The sequence below is a fragment of the Arthrobacter sp. Z4-13 genome (assembly GCF_054792705.1).
This window is the reverse complement of sequence record NZ_CP096459.1, coordinates 3,356,403-3,371,314: the sequence shown is the minus strand read 5'-3', so window position 1 is coordinate 3,371,314 and position 14,912 is coordinate 3,356,403. Positions and strand designations below refer to the sequence as shown.

General features: G+C 63.7%; 19 protein-coding genes. 8 read left to right on the top strand and 11 right to left on the bottom strand.

What is annotated here, in order from left to right:
* Window positions 1-99: 99 nt before the first annotated feature.
* The 5 genes from M1E07_RS17335 to M1E07_RS17315 form a co-directional block, all read right to left on the bottom strand.
* The gene (locus tag M1E07_RS17335) at window positions 100-456 is read right to left on the bottom strand and encodes a hypothetical protein (RefSeq protein WP_461187862.1); all 357 of its coding nucleotides are present in this window, start codon (window positions 454-456) and stop codon (window positions 100-102) included.
* A gap of 9 nt (window positions 457-465) precedes the next feature.
* Window positions 466-1,185, bottom strand: coding sequence for a GAF and ANTAR domain-containing protein (locus tag M1E07_RS17330; RefSeq protein WP_461187861.1), 720 nt, complete (start codon window positions 1,183-1,185; stop codon window positions 466-468).
* Between the two features lie 108 nt (window positions 1,186-1,293).
* Entirely contained in the window at window positions 1,294-2,670 is a 1,377-nt protein-coding gene (locus M1E07_RS17325) for a cytochrome P450 (protein ID WP_461187860.1), read from the bottom strand.
* A gap of 14 nt (window positions 2,671-2,684) precedes the next feature.
* Window positions 2,685-2,975 (bottom strand): hypothetical protein, encoded by a 291-nt coding sequence (locus tag M1E07_RS17320; RefSeq protein WP_461187859.1) that lies wholly within the window; start codon window positions 2,973-2,975, stop codon window positions 2,685-2,687.
* The gene (locus M1E07_RS17315) at window positions 2,962-3,693 is read right to left on the bottom strand and encodes a GAF and ANTAR domain-containing protein (RefSeq protein ID WP_461187858.1); all 732 of its coding nucleotides are present in this window, start codon (window positions 3,691-3,693) and stop codon (window positions 2,962-2,964) included. Before M1E07_RS17315 ends, M1E07_RS17320 begins: the two co-directional genes overlap by 14 nt.
* A gap of 254 nt (window positions 3,694-3,947) precedes the next feature.
* Here M1E07_RS17315 and M1E07_RS17310 point away from each other — a divergent pair, with 254 nt between their 5' ends.
* The 4 genes from M1E07_RS17310 to M1E07_RS17295 all read left to right on the top strand — a co-directional run bounded on the left by M1E07_RS17310 (window position 3,948) and on the right by M1E07_RS17295 (window position 6,510).
* On the top strand, window positions 3,948-4,718 hold the full coding sequence (locus M1E07_RS17310) for a GAF and ANTAR domain-containing protein (protein ID WP_461187857.1): 771 nt from the start codon (window positions 3,948-3,950) through the stop codon (window positions 4,716-4,718).
* 243 nt (window positions 4,719-4,961) lie between these two features.
* The gene (locus M1E07_RS17305; protein WP_461187856.1) at window positions 4,962-5,219 is read left to right on the top strand and encodes a hypothetical protein; all 258 of its coding nucleotides are present in this window, start codon (window positions 4,962-4,964) and stop codon (window positions 5,217-5,219) included.
* A 2-nt stretch (window positions 5,220-5,221) separates the two neighbouring features.
* A complete protein-coding gene (locus tag M1E07_RS17300) occupies window positions 5,222-5,653 on the top strand; it encodes a hypothetical protein (protein WP_461187855.1) in 432 nt (143 codons plus the stop codon).
* Between the two features lie 122 nt (window positions 5,654-5,775).
* Complete coding sequence (locus M1E07_RS17295; protein WP_461187854.1) at window positions 5,776-6,510, top strand: GAF and ANTAR domain-containing protein; 735 nt, start codon at window positions 5,776-5,778, stop codon at window positions 6,508-6,510.
* Between the two features lie 31 nt (window positions 6,511-6,541).
* On the opposite strand, the gene M1E07_RS17290 is transcribed toward M1E07_RS17295, so the two are convergent.
* Window positions 6,542-6,835, bottom strand: a complete 294-nt coding sequence (locus M1E07_RS17290) for a hypothetical protein (RefSeq protein ID WP_461187853.1) — start codon at window positions 6,833-6,835, stop codon at window positions 6,542-6,544.
* Window positions 6,836-6,845: 10 nt separating this feature from the next.
* On the bottom strand, window positions 6,846-7,274 hold the full coding sequence (locus tag M1E07_RS17285; protein ID WP_461187852.1) for a Type 1 glutamine amidotransferase-like domain-containing protein: 429 nt from the start codon (window positions 7,272-7,274) through the stop codon (window positions 6,846-6,848).
* Between the two features lie 100 nt (window positions 7,275-7,374).
* On the opposite strand from M1E07_RS17285, the gene M1E07_RS17280 reads away from it, so the two are divergent.
* Both M1E07_RS17280 and M1E07_RS17275 read left to right on the top strand, forming a co-directional pair.
* Window positions 7,375-7,725 (top strand): ArsR/SmtB family transcription factor, encoded by a 351-nt coding sequence (locus tag M1E07_RS17280; protein ID WP_461187851.1) that lies wholly within the window; start codon window positions 7,375-7,377, stop codon window positions 7,723-7,725.
* Window positions 7,722-8,219: an SRPBCC family protein gene (locus tag M1E07_RS17275; RefSeq protein ID WP_461187850.1), complete on the top strand. Its 498-nt coding sequence runs from the start codon at window positions 7,722-7,724 to the stop codon at window positions 8,217-8,219. The genes M1E07_RS17280 and M1E07_RS17275 overlap by 4 nt, the downstream gene beginning before the upstream one ends.
* A gap of 124 nt (window positions 8,220-8,343) precedes the next feature.
* On the opposite strand, the gene M1E07_RS17270 is transcribed toward M1E07_RS17275, so the two are convergent.
* Window positions 8,344-8,868, bottom strand: a complete 525-nt coding sequence (locus tag M1E07_RS17270; protein WP_461187849.1) for a PaaI family thioesterase — start codon at window positions 8,866-8,868, stop codon at window positions 8,344-8,346.
* 137 nt (window positions 8,869-9,005) lie between these two features.
* Here M1E07_RS17270 and M1E07_RS17265 point away from each other — a divergent pair, with 137 nt between their 5' ends.
* Window positions 9,006-9,602, top strand: coding sequence for a DnaJ family domain-containing protein (locus tag M1E07_RS17265; RefSeq protein ID WP_461187848.1), 597 nt, complete (start codon window positions 9,006-9,008; stop codon window positions 9,600-9,602).
* Here M1E07_RS17265 and M1E07_RS17260 read toward each other — a convergent pair.
* Window positions 9,599-10,204: a GNAT family N-acetyltransferase gene (locus M1E07_RS17260; protein ID WP_461187847.1), complete on the bottom strand. Its 606-nt coding sequence runs from the start codon at window positions 10,202-10,204 to the stop codon at window positions 9,599-9,601. The genes M1E07_RS17265 and M1E07_RS17260 overlap by 4 nt on opposite strands.
* Before the next feature lie 72 nt (window positions 10,205-10,276).
* Window positions 10,277-12,454: a transglycosylase domain-containing protein gene (locus M1E07_RS17255; RefSeq protein WP_461187846.1), complete on the bottom strand. Its 2,178-nt coding sequence runs from the start codon at window positions 12,452-12,454 to the stop codon at window positions 10,277-10,279.
* A 179-nt stretch (window positions 12,455-12,633) separates the two neighbouring features.
* On the opposite strand from M1E07_RS17255, the gene M1E07_RS17250 reads away from it, so the two are divergent.
* Window positions 12,634-13,260 carry a PadR family transcriptional regulator gene (locus tag M1E07_RS17250; protein ID WP_461187845.1) on the top strand — a complete coding sequence of 209 codons (627 nt, stop codon included), beginning with the start codon at window positions 12,634-12,636 and terminating at the stop codon, window positions 13,258-13,260.
* Between the two features lie 92 nt (window positions 13,261-13,352).
* Here M1E07_RS17250 and M1E07_RS17245 read toward each other — a convergent pair whose 3' ends face one another.
* Window positions 13,353-14,690 (bottom strand): ammonium transporter, encoded by a 1,338-nt coding sequence (locus M1E07_RS17245; protein WP_461187844.1) that lies wholly within the window; start codon window positions 14,688-14,690, stop codon window positions 13,353-13,355.
* Window positions 14,691-14,912 lie beyond the last annotated feature (222 nt).

Genomic DNA, 14,912 nt, shown 5'->3' with positions numbered 1-14,912 from the left:
ACCCGGGTATTCAACCTCTGGATCTCGGTTTATCCTGAAATCTCCTGATACCGACACTACGCCGGTGCGGGACCTTTGGATACGCCCGTACGTTCCGATCTACTGGTCCGGCTCGGACTGCCGTCCGGCGCCGCCTTCCCGGCTGTCTGATACCGGGGGACCGGAAGCTGGACCGGCAGCTGGACCGGAACCAGGGCCGCCGTCAAAATCATCGGAGTACGGTGCGCGGGGCCGGGGGAGGTCGTCAATCAGCTCATTGGCGGCCAACGCAAGCAGGTCGCGCTGGACGGGTGGCAGGGAAAGCAGCCCCTGCAGATAGGCTTCCACCTCGTATTCGCCCGCGTCGCCGGACATAGCAAAATACTTCAGCCACAATTCAGAAACCAGGATATCTGCGGCCTTTAGCGCGGAGCGGAGCCTTCGCCGTTGTTCCGGTTCGTTCGGATCAAAGCCCACGGGCAGCTCCTATGCCCTGTATGCCGGCGTCCCGGCAAGGACACGTTCGCTGATGTGCTGCAATGCGGTGTTTTCGTCGCGGGCCTGCTTGATCAACCGGTGCAGGGCGGCTTCGTGGCCAAGCCCCAGGCGCTCCATCAGCACACCGCATGCCCGGTTCACAACATCACGGCTGTGCAGGGACGCCTGCAGGCCCTGCGTCATTTTGTGCGGTGCCTCACTGGCCTGGATGTGGGAGAGCAGCGTGGCGGCCGGGGCAGCAAAGAGTTGAAGCAGGATAGTGCTGGACGCGTCATAGGCATCCGGGGCGGCGGCATATAACTTCAGGGCGCCGATGGACTCTTTGCCCGCGATCAGTGGAGCGCTGACAACCGAGCGCACGGGCAGTCCTGCCACGGCCTTGCGCCAGTCCGGCCAGCGGGTTTCATCGTTGAGGTCCGTCATCAGCACAGGTTCCTCTGTTGCCCAGGCAGTGAGGCATGGGCCTTCCCCGCATTCGTACTGCAGGGCGTCGGCCTGGCCCACAACCTTGTCCGTGTAGCCGCTGCTGGTGCGGCGCCCCCGGGCATCCAGGAGGGACACGCCCGCTCCGATGGTGCCCGGAACCGACTCCTTGGCGGCCTGGGCCAGGAGCCGGACGGCCGTGGTGACCTTTTCTTCCGTCAGCAGCAGCCCTCGAATGCGGGCGATCACACTGCTGAGCTCGTCAAGGGGAAGTTGTTGCGCCATAGTCCCAGCATAAAGCCAAGGTCCCACCCCTTTCATGGGGTCCACAGGGAGGACAATGCCGTTTGGGGCGGGAGGTACGACGGCGGGTGCACGGCCAGTCGCGAACGCTCAGGCAGCCTGCTCCCGGCTGCTTTCCGGTTCGGTGCCCGTAACGGTGAAGCGCAGGGAGTAATTGTTTAGCGCCCCCGGAAGGCGTGTTTGTGGGTCCAGGGCATGCTGGGAGGACAGGGTGAACGAGCTCTTTTCCATAAGGGAGGCGAGCATGGCACTGCTGAGCATCAGCGCGAGTTGACGTCCGGGACAGAACACCGGACCTGCGCTGAAGGGAACCAGCGGCCAGCCCTCCTCGCCGTTCCGGTCCAGCCACCGCCCGGGCGTGAAGGAATGCGCCTGCGGGACGTGGGCTTCGTCCCGGTGAAAGTACGGGACATAGATCATGACGCCGCAGCCGGTTGCCATGTCGCCGTCGGGCCATTGGACTTCCCTGGTGCTCTGGCGAAGGATCACGGGCGTTGTGGGCCATAACCGCAGGGACTCCAGGACGCAGGCGCGCAGGAAGGGTAGGTGTTGGCGTTGCGTTTCGTCGCGCTGTACCTCATCCCTGGCCGTGGCCGCATGTTCCGGATGCGTGGCCAGGAGTGCCAGCGTTTTGAAGGTGGCAATTCCTGTCGTTTCAAGGGCGAACAGCCACTGCGGGATCTGATCAACCGGCGCAGCGTGCTGGCCGGGATGCACGTTCGCGATCGCGTATGCGAGGCTGCCCCGTTCTGCATTTTTCATCCGGTCCTCAATGCGGCTGAGGAACTTTGTCCTGAGCCCGGTGTCCTGCCGCTTGAGGAAGGACCAGTTCGCGTTCGCCCGGAGCTTGGCGAGCATGTTGGTCAGCTCGTGGTCCTCACGCGCGTTGTCCCCGAAGACCATTCGCCGCACCACCCGGTCCCAGGACTGGATGAAATCATCCCATCCCAGTTCAAAGCTCCCTGGCAGACTCCCCTCCTCAGGGCGTTGCAGCAGCTGGTCCGCTTCTTCCCGGATGATGGGCAGGAATGGCGCTGCCAGCCTGTGCACGGGGCTGTGGGCGTCAAGGACCTGTTCCTGCAACGCCCTTCGCGCGGTCCTCTCCGGCCCTTCCGAAATGAGCACGAAGCGAGGTTCAAAGTGCGCGAGGGCGGCCTTCTTTTCACTGCTTGCCGGGGAGAAGGGCTCCGGCGAGTTGGCCAGGACATGATGCAGGTGTTCCGGCTGCAGCACCACGGCCTGCCGCCGCCCTGGGATGCGAAGCATGAGCGGCCCGTCGGGGTATTTCCTGGCGAGCTTAACCATTCTGCGGACTGCCCGGTCATCGAGTCCGAGCCGTTCCGCGGCCGCCTCTACCTTCGGCCGGCGGATGAGTGGCCCCTTCGCGGCCGTGGGCAGGAAAACGTCGAGCAGGAAAGCGGCCGATTCCAGGGCCGTGGCCCGGGGAAGACCCATGCCGTGTCGCATAACGGGCTCCTTCTTTACGGGGCGAGGTCTTCAAGGTATGGTGCGCGGGGAAGCGGCGGGAATTCGTCGATAAGCTCGTTTGCTGCGTGTGCTATCAGGTCGCGTTGGTCCGGCGGCAGGGACATCAGCGACTGGATGTAGGCGTCCACTTCGTATTCCCCTACTGTGCCTCCGATACTGAAGTAGCGCAGCCAGAGATCCCCGTGTTTGATGCCGGCGTGGTGCAGGGCTTTGCGCAGGAGGCGGCTTTGCTCCTGTTCGAGTCCAGCAGAGGGGTCCGGCCTGCCCCGGTCAGCTTTCGTCATCAGGACCGTTCTTCGTCCCGGTGAGTATGTCGGTGCTGACACTGAAAAGTGGTTGCCTGCCGGTCCGTGACAGCTCCAGGAGTTTCTGCAGGGCCGCGCCGTGGTCCAGGCCGTGCCTGTGCATCAGGAAACCCTGGGCGCGGTTGATGGTGTCCCGGCTGTGCAGGGCCGAAGACAGGACCTGGGTGAAGCGCTGCGGGGTATCGGAGCTTTGGATGTTGTCCAGCAAGGTAGCTGCGGGGACGATCAGTTTTTCCAGCGGCCGGGCGGTGGCAGCGTCATAGGCGCCGGGTTCGGTCGAATAAATTTTCAACGCCCCCAGGCACCGCGTGCCGGTCATCAGCGGCGCGCTGATGACGGACCGGATGGAGAGGGTGCTTACCGCCTGGGACCACAAGGGCCAGCGGTCATCAGTGACGACGTCGTCAATCACCACGGTGCGTTCGGTGGCCCATGCGGTAAGGCACGGACCCTGGCCGAGTTCGTACTGGGCCTCGTCTGCCTCCCGGACAACGGGGTCGGTGACGCCTGTACTGATCCTGGTGCCCTGTTCGTCCAGCAGCGACACGCCGGCACCTGAACTTCCGGGGAAAGCGTCACGGATGCCTTCGGCGAGCAACTGAACGGCGCGCCCAACCTTCTCTTCGGTCAGGAGCAGGTTATTGACGCGAGCGAGCGCGAGAGTAAGTTCATCCAGGGGGAGCTGCTGTTGTGGCATGGTAGCTAACCTTCTGCGCCGGACATTGCTGTCCTTGACGGGTGCCCCCTGCTGGGCCGGGAGCGAAATTCCTGCCGCTCCGTTAACCAGCATAGCCCTTGCATTGCCGCCGTGTTGAGGTGTGTCACTTCAGCCCAATAGGCCTTCCCGCGCTGCCCGTTGAATCGATGTAGGCTGGGGGAACGTTTGGAAGTGGGCGTCTAAAAGCCGCGCGGGCAACCGCAAGCGGTCGAAGCTCAACTTGCAGGGAACCGATGGACGCTTTGCCCAACACCGCAGACGCTCTACCCAACGCCGCAGCAACGGAGGACGGGATCGTCTCCCGTCTGCAGGACCTTGTCCTGCAGGCCGCTGACGCCCAGGACTTCTTCGAGGAATTCGCCGTCTTCTCGGCGTCCTTGCTGGCCCCGCCCGGTGGCGATGTCCATTGCAATGTCACCGTGGTACGCCGGAAGAGGCCCATCACTGTGGCCTCCAGTACACCCCGGGCGCGGGTATTGGATGAGCTGCAGTACGCGCACGGCGAAGGCCCCTGCCTTGCGGCGATGCGGACGGGCCAGACCGTTTACGTCGGCGACGTCGCCACTGAGCGCCGTTGGCCGGAATACGTTCATGCGGTGTCTGTCCGCGGTGTCCGCTCGATTCTTGGCGTTCCCCTGCAACTTGAGGGGGATTCCACTGCTGCCTTGAACATTTACTCCTCAGCAGTCCACGGATTCTCCCGCGATGACATCGCGCGGGCGGAATTGTTTGGCCAGCAGTCCTGCAAAACGCTCCGGCTTGGGCTGCGCATGGCCCAGTTGAAGGACGCGAAGGAGGACCTGGAGGCGGCAATGAAATCCAGGACAGCCATCGATGTTGCGGTTGGGGTCATCATGGCGCAAAACCGCTGCAGCCAGGCCGCAGCCATGGAAATCCTGAGAAAGGCGTCGAACAGCCGCAATATCAAGCTGCGGGACGTGGCCGCGGGCGTTATCGAGTCCGTCTCTCCGGACCCGGGGTTGCGCACATACTTCGACGAATAGCTCCGGGCCCCGCGCAGGAGTGCCAATCCGCCGTCGACCTTTTGTGGCTTCAGGGTGGCGAGGAATCCCCGGGCCGACGGCGGGGAGGGTCCCGGCTGGACAGCAGGGCGGTGAGTGCGTAAATTCTAAGTGGCGGGCGTCACGTAATTGAGGCGCTTCCCCTCCGGGCCATGTGCAGGGCCATCAGGAGGAACCGCTGTAGCAAGACGGCGGACAGATGCACATCAGCGAAAGAGAGCCATCATGGCTGCCTCGCATTTCTCAACCTTTCTTGCCGAAGCCACAGTTCCAGAATTCGATACGGACTGCCCCATGTCCGCCGACTGCCTGTACGGCCTGTACGTCAGCTGGTGCTTCCTCCACGACCTGGAAGCGAAACCGGACGTTACCTTCCGCGCCGCCATGCACCGGGCCGGCGTCGACATTCATGACAGCAGGCTCCGGATGGTCGGTCCGGCGGCGGCAGACTACATCTTGTCCAGCTACCCCGCGGCCGCCTGACAATGTCGGTCCATCCCGAGGGCCCCAACCACAGCGTCCAGGGAGAGCGGGCTGAGGACCGTCCCCTCAGGTGCACTAAGTGCGGCTCGGACCGCCACTTGGCCCTGCACTCCATCGTGGCGCTGACTCCGCCTGCCAACGGTTCCGTGGAAGTGGGTTACTCCTGCAGGACGTGCAGGAGCCAGTACCTCCATAGGGCAAGCGTTGTTGCTGTTGCAGCACTCCTGAACCGGGTCCGGAGCCCGGAGGACGTGCTTGCCTTCGGCGGGCACTACATCCACTGCGGGCAGCCCATGCAGAAGACCGGCTCGGAACTCCGCCGCCTCCATGCGCCTGCCACTACCGGGCAGGACCTGGTGGACGCTTTGGACGTATACCTCACAACGCAGGTCCTGCACTGTCCGTGCGGATTCCAGATGGAGCTGCCCGAATAGCCGGCAGGCCCTCATTTCGCCGGGGACCTGCAGGGTATTGAGGGTAATCCGGGCAGGATTTCCTCCTGGTTCACAAACATCAACAGGCGCCTGCTTTAGCGGGTGGGACGTAGGATAGGCCCATGTCGAATTCATCGGAAAGCGAACCCGTGGACCAGCTTCAGAACATCCTGGTGGGTACGGAAGATGCAGTTGAATTCCTCTCCGGGCTCTCCAGGCTGGCGGCCGCGGCGGTATCCGAGGCGGCCGGTGACGAGATCGAATGCGCAGTCACCGTCAAGCTTAGGCGCAGGCCCTCTACTGCCGCGGGCAGCAGCGGACGCGCCATCGAGCTGGATCAGCTGGAGCAGGAAGTCGGTGACGGCCCATGCATAAAGGCGTTGCGGGACATGTCCCCTGTGATTATCGACGACGTCGCCACGGATGGGAGGTGGCCGGAGCTGGCCCGGAAATTCGCAGAGGCAGGCGTCTGCAGCTCCATGGGAGTCCCATTGGAGATCACCGATGGAGCCAGCGCCGCATTGAACTTCTTCGCGTCAAAGCCCGGAGTCTTCACCCCGGATGTCTACGACAAGGCTCTTGGCTTTGCTGCGGCCGCCCACAGTACCCTTCACCTGTCGGTCCGCATCAAGTCGGCGCAGCACCGGGCGGAGGACCTGGAGGCAGCCATGGAAAGCCGGACCGCCATCAATCTGGCGTGCGGTGTGATCATGGCGCAGAACAGGTGCTCACAGCTGGAAGCGATGGAAATTCTCACCAAGGTCTCCAGCAACCGCAACCGCAAGCTGCGTGACGTCGCCACCGAACTGATCGAACAGTTGTCCGGCGCCAGCGTCCAGACCCACTTCGACTCCTAAGCCTGCCCCGGGCCAGCCGGGCGGTACTGTTTCACTTGCCGGCCGAAAGGACAGCAACACTGCAGCCTGTGCCGGACCTGCGGATATCCCAGCAGTTACCGCTGCCGATCACCACGAAGTCCCCCTCACGTCCGTCGGGCACGACTATTGCCGTGTCCTCATCCACGGCCACGGCCCTGTCCACCAGTCCCGCCGCCACGGCACCCACGGCCCTGCTCAGCGTCCCTGCCTGGGCGGCGTGAACGTCCACGGCAAAGGGAACCAGCCCGAGTCCGTCGCGCACATCGACGTCGTCAAGGTCTTCTGAACACTCCTCACCGCACACCTCGACCCCCCTAAATGCGGTAACCGCCAATAATGCCCCTGCCGGGAGCAACCATGGCGCCGGCGGAAAACCCGAGATAGGGCGCGCCGTCGGCAACTCTTGCGGCAATGCCACCCGCGCAGCCCTGAAGCCCTTCGAGGTACGCCGGTGTCAGCCCGCCGCCCACCACCACGGCATCCGCGCCATCGAAAGCCGCCGGATCCGCTGGGCTGCCGGCACCCAGCAGGACCGGTACCACCTCGCAGGAGGCCAGGGACTGAAGCGGCCCGGCGTAATCCTGCAGCACACTCTCCGGGTTCCCGCCGCGGCGGTGCACCACAACGGCGATCCGGGCGGGCCGAGGCTGGCCGCGATGGCCGGAGATGTCCTTGACGAAGAGCTCGAACACGTCAGGAAAGGAGTCGAAGTCCGGTCCGGCGCCGGCCAGGAAGATGCTCATGGGCTACAAGATACCTTGCGGATCGAGGCCCTACCCGGGGGAAAACAGTGAAGCGAAGAAGCATTGACACCTGCCGCCAGCGGGACTATCGTACAACCAAATGGTTGTAGATCAGCTCCGCGAAACCGAACTTGACCGCCTTTTCCAGGCGTTCGCCGACTCCACCCGCCGGGACATCGTCCGGCGTGTGACCGTGGGTGAATACACCATCTCCGGTCTCGCGGCCCTCTACGCCATGAGTTTCGCCGCAGTCCAAAAGCATGTAGCGGTGCTGGAGCGCGCATCCCTGGTCACCAAGGAGAAACGCGGAAGGGAGCAGATAGTGCGGGGTAGTCATGAAGGGCTGCAGAAAGCCCGGCTGCTGCTCGATGAGTACGAGGCGATCTGGCGGCAGCGCGTAGATCGGATCGCCGACATCCTGACTGAAGGACAAGGAAAGGTTCTGCAATGACCGTTATCAGTTCCACCAAGAATCTTGAAGCGCTGAGCTTCACACTGATCGCAGAATTCGATGCGGACGTCCAGCGCGTCTGGCAGATCTGGGAAGACCCGCGCCAGCTGGAACGCTGGTGGGGCCCGCCCACCTGGCCCGCCACCTTTGAAGAATTCGACTTCCGCCCGGGCGGGCAGGCCAGCTACTACATGACCGGTCCCGAGGGTGAAAAGGCCCGCGGCTGGTGGCGCTTCACCGCTGTCGACGGCCCCAAGAGGCTTGCATTCGACGACGGATTTGCCGATGACGACGGCCAGCCCGTTGAGGCCATGGGGACCACCCGCGCGTCCGTCAACCTGGAGGGCCTCGGCGACCGCACCAGGATGACCATCCTCTCCACCTTCGAGAGCGAAGAACAGATGGAGCAGATGGTCCAGATGGGCATGGAGGAAGGCATGAGGGAGGCCATCGGCCAGATCGACGCCATCCTCTCAGAACACGCCACCGCCTGAGCGGCAAACTTGCCCAACACCATAGTGGAGGCGGACGACGACGGGACCTCCCGCCGTCGTCCGCTTTGGGTTGGGACATCGGCGGAACCGGGGGTCCAGGACGGCGTCGGCTACGGGCGTCCGCTCATGGCACCCGCGTCGGAGCACCCGCGGAAATAACAAGCAGCGAGCTGGTGGCCGTGGCCAGAAGCTCGCCGGCCGGGCCGAAGATGCGTCCTTCGGCAAAGATGACGCGCTGGCCTTGCTTGACCACCTCGCCCTCAGCCCGAAGCATGCCATGGTTCAAGGTGATGGGCCGCAGGTAGCTGACCGAAAGGTCAATGGAGGTGTAGCCGAACCCCACTGCCAAAGTACTGTGGGCGGCGCATCCCACAACCGTATCCAGGAGCGTGCATGCCAAGCCGCCGTGCACCAGGCCCAGCGGGTTGTAGTGAGCTTCAGCCGGCCGGCATTCGAACTCGACCTGCCCTGAGTCCACCGCCACGAGGGTCAGATTCATCAGGGCTGCCATGGGCGGACGCGGAATCGTCCCGTCCCGCATGCCGGAGAGGTACTCCAGCCCGGACATGCGCGCGAGGTGTTCCAGCCCGACCCGGGGATCCGTCCAGCTGAAGGTTTCCGCCCGTTCTGCTGATCCCGTGGCATCCATGGACTGCTCCCTCTTTGATCGGCCCGGGTCCAGCTTAAGCCTCGCAGGATTCTGGAATTCAGGCTGGCGTTGAACCGGACGAAAAGCTTCTGAATACTGGAAGAAAGGATGATTCCACGGTAAGGCGGTGGCAGCAAATGGGCAGCGGTGCGGAGGACTTCCGGAAGCGGCTGGAGCGTGCTGCCGAAGTCCGGTCCTACCGGGGAGCCGGCATCAGCGCCGCGGAGGAAGCCGCGCTCGACGCCCTGGACGAAAAGGAGCGGGAGAAGCGCCGGAAGGTGGGCGATGCCGCCAGGGCCGAGTACCTCGTCCGGGATGCGATGGCGCACGGGAAGTTCGACAACCTCAAGTACGCTGGCAAACCGATTCCGGGCTTGGGGGAGTCGTACGACCCCGATTGGTGGGTCAAGGGCCTCATTCAGCGCGAAAACATCAGCGGCCTGGGTCCGGCGGCTATCCTGCTCCGCACAGAGGACGCCGAGCTGGACGCCAAGCTCGATGCGCATTACACGGAGCAGCAGGTCCGCGACATCCTGCAGGACTTTAACCGCCGGGTTATCGATGCGCGGCGCCAGCTCCAGGGCGGCCCGCCGGTCATCACGAAGACGCGGGACGTGGAGGAGGAAGTGGGGCGGTGGCGCGGGCGCCGGGCCGCCTCCCAGGTTCCGCAGGCCGCGCCCGAGCCGGAAATGCCCCGTTCGTGGTGGCGCCGGCTGTGGAAGGGGACGGGCTAGCGGGGTGCTGCTGCCTCAAATAGCTCGCAGGTGGAGTTGTAGTACCTGCCGGTCTGGCCGCGATGGGTCATGCCGATGCGCAGGCAAACCTTTTGCGACGCCGTGTTGGCCGGGGCCGTGACTGCCACTATTTTCTCCAGCCCGCTGTCCAGAGCGTAGGCGAGGGCCGCTGCGGCTGCCTCTGTTGCGTAGCCGTTTCCCCAGTGGTCGGGGTGGAAGTGCCAGCCGATCTCCGTGTCGCCCGAGGGCTGGAGCGGCAGGGTCCCGCCCGACGCCGGAATGGATTTCAGGAGCAGGGTCCCAACGAGAGGTGCGGGCGACCCCGGTTGGGCTGCGGCTTTTTCTTGGGTGGAGCCCGTGAAGCGGGCTGGGCCTTTGAGCTGGACGGCCCAGATAGCGTGGATGGGGTGGGCCATTGGCTGCTGATGCAGGTTCCGCCAAGTGTGGATGCGGTCCTCGGCTTCGGCACGGTCCCTCATCACCTGTGGATGGTTCCCGATAAAGCGCTGTACCTCCCAACGCGAGTAGAGGTCCAGCACAAAGTCGGCGTCCTCCGGCTCCCACTGGCGGAGGACCAGCCGCTCGGTTTCGAGGCTTTTCACCCGGCCAATCCTGCCAGATAGGTAGAGTTGGGCAGCATTCGGGGGCGTTCATTCACGGCAGCGGCGGAAAGGCTACCGGCTTGGGGTGGACGGAGTGCCGGGCTTCGACATGGACCGGGGAGGCTTTGGGAATGGGGCCGCCGGATACAGCGGAGCCACTTTCACCATGTATTTGGCCCACTGCGGTCCGGCGATCATGTAGCCGTCAAGGCGGGGGTAGAAGGTCCCGTTGATGGTGACCTTCTGGCCGGAGCGTTTCTGGCCGTCCAGTGCGTCGCCAAAGAAGGAGGCGGTGGCCAGTCCTCTGGTGTAGCCAACTACCCAGGTCGCTCCGTTGTTGTTTGAAGTGCCGGTCTTCGCTGCCACGGGAACCTTGTCGTGGACCTTGGGCTTGATCCAGACACCCGAGCCAACCTTCATCACGTCTTGCAGCACGGAGTTCACGCCTCGGGCAACGTTGGGCTTCACGGCGTTCCGGCATTCCGAGGGCTGCGCTGCAAGCTTCCGGCCGGCGGCGTCAGTAACCTTCAGCAGGGCGATGGGTGCACAGTACTTCCCGTCATTGGCGAAGGTGGCAAAGGCATTCGCCATGTGGAGCGGTGCCACATTGGTGGCGCCCAGAAGGTTGCCCAGCTGGTGCATGTTGATTGGGGAACCGTCGTGGCCGTTGTGCAAGCCCACGGCATCCACCATCTTTTGGATGCCGCAGAAGTCCAGCTGTGTAGCGGAAGCGAAGGTAGCGGTGTTGATGGAGTTGTAGAGGCCGTAGTTGATCGCCATTTTCCGGTAGAAGCCCCCCTCGGCATTTTGGAGGTCATCTGCCGCGCCCAGTTCAGGGTTGTTCTGGGCTGTGCTGTAGGCGCCCAACACCTTTCCGCAGCTTGACCGCCACGGGAACCCTACCGGGTAGACGCGCCTCGACGCGTCCACCTCCGCGTTGAGCCGCTTGCCCTCATTCAACCATTCGGCAAACGTAAACGGCTTCATCGTGGACCCGGTCTGGAACCCGCCGGCACCGTTAAGGTCATTGCCCTGCGGATCCTTGGCATCCACGTTGAAGTTGAGTTGGGTATCGAACTTACCCCGCTCGGGCAGGAACACAGTGTTCTGCGCCATCGCAAGGATTTTGCCGGTTCCGGGCTGTACGGTCACCAGGGCGGCCCCCCAGCGGTCGGGGTTTCGACCCGCGGTTCCGTTTACCTGTGACTGGGCTGCGGCCTGCAGCCTGCTGTCCAATGTTGTGGTGATGGTGAGGCCACCCCGGTAAAGCTTTCTCTCCCGTTCCTTCTCCGTGGGCCCGTACGCGGGGTTGTTTAGTATGAGGTGCGAGATGTAATCGCAGAAATACGGCGCCATGCTGGCGTTGGCACAACCTTGCCGCTGCGGGCTGATTTTCAGCTCGATGGGGCTGGCAACGGCCTCGTCGTGTTCACCCTGGGTGATCTTCTCCAAGCGGAGCATCTCGCCAAGCACCTGGTTGCGGCGGACAACCGATTTGTCCGGGTTGAGGGCGGGGTTATAGAACGTGGGGCTGTTCACCAAGCCAGCCAGCAGTGCGGCCTGGGGAAGGTTCAGGTCTTTCGCGCGGGTGCTGAAGAAGTAGCGGGCTGCAGCTTCCACGCCGTAGGCGTCGCTGTTGAAGAACACGATGTTCAGGTAGCCCTCAAGGATCTGTTCCTTGGTGAACTTCTTCTCCAGGGCAACAGCCAGTTTCATCTCCCGCAGCTTGTCCCCGAAGTCCTTCTGGCCGCTGAGGACCACCTCGTCCGGTCGTTCCTGGGACAGCTTTGCCTCATTGAGCACGTTGGTGACGTACTGCTGTGTGATGGTAGACGCCCCCTGCTGGTCGCCCTTTGCCAGGTTGCTTACCACAGCACGGAGGATGCCCTGCGGGTCAAGGCCTGCATGTTCATAGAACCGGCTGTCCTCAATGGCAATAACGGCGTCTTTGATGTAAGGGGACATCTGGTCCAGCGGGATCCTGACGCGGTTCTCGGCATAGAACGTCGCGATCGTCTTGCCATCGGAGGTAAGGACCTTGGTGGATTGCGACGGCGGCCGGACGGTGAGCTCCTCCGGCAAGCCTTCAAAAAAGTCAATGGACGTGCTGACACCGTAGCCCGCGGCAGCAACAGACGGCACAACCAGGCTGGCGGCCAGCACGCCGCACATAGCGCTCGCCGCGATGAATCCCAGGAACCTTCCCCAGGGAGAACCGTTGCCGCGCCTGCGCTTCTTTTCCTTCACCATTATTCAGCCCTCAAGCTCGAAGAGTGCCAAAAGGATACGCCGCCCCCGAGCGGCGATCCAGAGGACGGAAGGTCATGATTTGATGAATTCTTATCTTGACGAGCGATAGTTAGCGACATATCGTTAACTATCGCTGAGTACATCAGTGACGACTAAGAAAACGAAAGGAGAATGCCACGATGAAGGGCATTTCTCATGATGATATTTCCGGATCGCATTCCGGCAGGGGCCGCTTCGAACGCGGCCGCGGCAGGCGGGGACCGCACGGACACCGCGGGGGCGGCTTCGGGTCTGGCTTTGGGGCAGGATTCGGAGGCGGGTTTGGACCCGGCTTTGGCCCTGGCTTTGGACCCGGTTTTGGGCGCGGCCCTCGCCGGGCAAGCAGGGGTGACGTCCGCTCCGCCATCCTTTCGCTCCTGGCCGAAGCGCCTTCAAACGGTTACGGTCTGATAAAGGCGATTGCTGAGAAGACCGGTGGAGCCTGGCGCCCTAGCCCGGGATCGATCTACCCCACGCTGCAGCAGCTGGTGGACGAGGAACTTATCACGGCGCTCAGCGAAGGCCGCGGAACCGAGTTCACGCTCACGGATGCCGGAAGGGCCTGGGTGGCAGAGCATGCGGAGGAACTGGAAAACGCCTGGGACTCCGGTCCTGAAAGCCCGGACAAGGACTTCCACCAGAGCATCGGGAAACTGATGGGCGTTATCCACCAGTTCCGCACCGGTGTCACGGAGGAGCAGCGGGCCGCTGCCATCGAGACGCTGGACGAGACCCGGCGGGCTCTCTACAAGATCCTGGCCGACTGACCTGCGGGCCGGGCCGGTTCCCGGGAGCGGGACCGGTTAAGTGGCCGGGCGTCAGCTCACCAGGGGGTCCGGGGCCCGGATCGATCAGCAGTTCAGGCGAAGGAGTCTTCCTTGGCCCGCTGCCCGGCCAGGTTCTTGACCGCGGGGGAGTGCGAAGCCGCGGGGGACAGCGGGGCCGGGTGGCCTGCAGGGTTGAAGCCGGCACCTATTTCCCCGAAGGCGTAAGCGCTCTCGGCGTGCTCGGACAGGTCAACGCCGGCGGTCTCTGCCTCGCGGCTGACACGGAACCCGATGGTTTTGTTGATGGCGCGGCCAATGACCAGGGTGCCGACACCGGACAGCAGCAGCGTAATCACCACGGCCACGGACTGTGCCACAAGCTGCTGGACACCGCCGCCATAGAGCAGTCCGCCGCCCTCTCCCTCCACCGGAAGGGCAATGAAGCCAAGTGCCAGGGTTCCAATAAGTCCCGCTCCCAGGTGGACCCCCACAACATCGAGGGAATCATCCAGCCCGAAGCGGTACTTGAGGTCCACGAAAATCGCGCAGGCCGCCCCGGCCACCAGGCCCAGGCCGATGGCGGCCACAGGGCTGATGTTGGCGCAGGACGGAGTGATGGCCACCAGGCCGGCAACCACACCGGACGCGGCTCCGAGCGAAGTGGGATGTCCGTGGCGGATCTTTTCGGTCACCAGCCAGCTGAGCATCGCCGCGGCCGGAGTGACGAGGGTGTTGACCCAGATCAGGCCGGCCTGTTCGGCCGTCGTCGCCGCTCCGCCGTTGAAGCCGAACCAGCCGAACCACAGGATGGCGGCCCCCAGCATAATAAACGGGACGTTGTGCGGCCTGTGGTTGGGGTCCTTCGCGAAACCGTGCCGCTGACCCACGATCAGTGCCAGGACCAAGGCAGCGGTGCCCGAGCTGATCTCCACAACTGCGCCCCCGGCGAAGTCGATGACCTGCCCAAAGACAGCGGTGATGGCTCCATCGGCGCTCATCAGGCCGCCGCCCCAGACCATGTAGGCGAGGGGGCAGTACACCACCGTGACCCACACGGGAACGAACACTGCCCAGGCGCCGAACTTGGCGCGGTCGGCAATGGCACCGCTGATCAGCGCCACGGTGATGATGGCGAAGGTGGCGCTGTACCCGGCCTTGATCAGGTCCGGGGAACCCATCAGGTTCTGCAGCCCGAAGCTGGCGAAGGGATTGCCAAAGAGGCCCAGGACGCCGTCGCCTGTTGTCATGGAGTAGCCCCAGAGAACCCAGACCACGCCAACAATTCCGGCCGAAATGAAGCTCATCATGATCATGTTCAGTGCTGCTTTGGCACGCGTCATGCCGCCGTAGAAGAGGCCGAGCCCGGGCGTCATCAGCAGTACCATCGCGGCTGAAATCATCAGCCAGACATGTTGCGCAGTGATTTCCACCTGCGGGTCCCTTCGCGTTGCGCCTCGAAGCGGGGCGCACTTGCCGGCCCTCGCACTTCCCCCGCCGTCCATCTTCCGGGTTCCGTGTTTCGGGAAATGGCCCTGAAAGTTGCACTCGCGTTACAGAAACAGCGGCGCTGTGAAGTCCCCGTGTCGGAAATGTTTCAGCCGTGTAAACGGCTGCCATCCGAGGAGGCAAGAAGGGCGCGTAACTTCAGCCTT

Coding starts and splice junctions, on each gene's coding strand:
- M1E07_RS17330 (WP_461187861.1), bottom strand. CDS start 1,185: ATGGCGCAACAACTTCCCCTTGACGAGCTCAGCAGTGTGATCGCCCGC.
- M1E07_RS17325 (WP_461187860.1), bottom strand. CDS start 2,670: ATGCGACACGGCATGGGTCTTCCCCGGGCCACGGCCCTGGAATCGGCC.
- M1E07_RS17320 (WP_461187859.1), bottom strand. CDS start 2,975: ATGACGAAAGCTGACCGGGGCAGGCCGGACCCCTCTGCTGGACTCGAA.
- M1E07_RS17315 (WP_461187858.1), bottom strand. CDS start 3,693: ATGCCACAACAGCAGCTCCCCCTGGATGAACTTACTCTCGCGCTCGCT.
- M1E07_RS17310 (WP_461187857.1), top strand. CDS start 3,948: ATGGACGCTTTGCCCAACACCGCAGACGCTCTACCCAACGCCGCAGCA.
- M1E07_RS17305 (WP_461187856.1), top strand. CDS start 4,962: ATGGCTGCCTCGCATTTCTCAACCTTTCTTGCCGAAGCCACAGTTCCA.
- M1E07_RS17300 (WP_461187855.1), top strand. CDS start 5,222: ATGTCGGTCCATCCCGAGGGCCCCAACCACAGCGTCCAGGGAGAGCGG.
- M1E07_RS17295 (WP_461187854.1), top strand. CDS start 5,776: ATGTCGAATTCATCGGAAAGCGAACCCGTGGACCAGCTTCAGAACATC.
- M1E07_RS17285 (WP_461187852.1), bottom strand. CDS start 7,274: ATGAGCATCTTCCTGGCCGGCGCCGGACCGGACTTCGACTCCTTTCCT.
- M1E07_RS17280 (WP_461187851.1), top strand. CDS start 7,375: ATGGTTGTAGATCAGCTCCGCGAAACCGAACTTGACCGCCTTTTCCAG.
- M1E07_RS17275 (WP_461187850.1), top strand. CDS start 7,722: ATGACCGTTATCAGTTCCACCAAGAATCTTGAAGCGCTGAGCTTCACA.
- M1E07_RS17270 (WP_461187849.1), bottom strand. CDS start 8,868: ATGGATGCCACGGGATCAGCAGAACGGGCGGAAACCTTCAGCTGGACG.
- M1E07_RS17265 (WP_461187848.1), top strand. CDS start 9,006: ATGGGCAGCGGTGCGGAGGACTTCCGGAAGCGGCTGGAGCGTGCTGCC.
- M1E07_RS17255 (WP_461187846.1), bottom strand. CDS start 12,454: ATGGTGAAGGAAAAGAAGCGCAGGCGCGGCAACGGTTCTCCCTGGGGA.
- M1E07_RS17250 (WP_461187845.1), top strand. CDS start 12,634: ATGAAGGGCATTTCTCATGATGATATTTCCGGATCGCATTCCGGCAGG.